This is a genomic window from Campylobacter sp. TTU-622, from assembly GCF_016598965.1.
Lineage (GTDB): Bacteria > Campylobacterota > Campylobacteria > Campylobacterales > Campylobacteraceae > Campylobacter_D.
In genome coordinates, this window is sequence record NZ_JAENKR010000175.1 from 1 (window position 1) to 1025 (window position 1025).

The 1025-nt window shown below is 24.6% G+C and carries 2 protein-coding genes; both read right to left on the bottom strand.

What is annotated here, in order from left to right; translation table 11 throughout:
- On the bottom strand, positions 1-238 hold a 238-nt coding region (locus JG677_RS08275; RefSeq protein ID WP_200286162.1), incomplete at its 3' end, for an iron chelate uptake ABC transporter family permease subunit.
- The coding region (ceuB, locus tag JG677_RS08280) for an enterochelin ABC transporter permease CeuB (protein WP_200286163.1) at positions 231-1025 on the bottom strand (795 nt) is incomplete at its 5' end. The genes ceuB and JG677_RS08275, both read right to left, overlap by 8 nt.

Consider the following 1025-nt stretch of genomic DNA (forward strand, 5'->3'; position numbering starts at 1 on the left):
GTAAAAGCGTATATAAAGAATCAAGTCCTATAATGCTTGGTGTAAGAATTTTATTATTACTAATGGTTTGAAAAATAATACTTGAAACAGCAATACATATACCAACAATGATAATCGAAATAACTTGCAAACTACGATTTTTTAAAGCATAGTCGTTAAATTCTCCCATAAAACTAAATAAATAAATACCTACGCTAAGTAAAGTAATAAAAATTAAAAAATATATTTTTTTAATCATTTTTTCTCTTTAATAAAATCCAAATAAATATCAAAGATCCAAGAGCTCCAGCTACTATACTAATTGGCATTTCAAAAGGAAAAATAATTATTCTTGCAAAAATATCACATATAAGTAAAAACAAAGCTCCACTTAATGCAATATAGCTAAGATTTTTTTTAAGATTATCTCCTTTATAAATAGAAATAATATTAGGTATAATAAGACCTAAAAAAGGTATAACTCCAACAGTTAAAACGATTACTGAAGTAATAACTGAAACGATAAATAAACCTACACTAAGAATAAAATTATAAGAAACGCCTAGATTAATACATACTTCCTTTCCCATACCCACAATAGTAATTTTATTAGCAAATATATACGCAATTATCAATAAAGGCAAACTTATATAAATTAACTCATAGTTTCCTTGCATAACATTGGCAAAACTTCCTTGTAACCAACCTTGAATATTTTGAATATAATTTAAACTATAGGCAAAAAATGTTGTTAAAGAACTAATAATTCCACCAAACATTAAACCTACAAGAGGAATAAAAATACTATCTTTAAATTTTATTTTTCTTAAAATTTGTATAAAAACAAAACTTCCAAGCATAGTAAAAATACAAGCTATTAAAGTTTGAAATAAAAAAGAATAAGTATGAAAAAATATTAATGAAATCAAAATTCCAAATCTTGCACAATCCATAGTTCCAGCGGTAGTTGGTGAAACAAATTTATTTTGAGTAATTTGTTGCATAATAAGACCATAAATTCCCAAACTCATTCCTGTGATAATAAT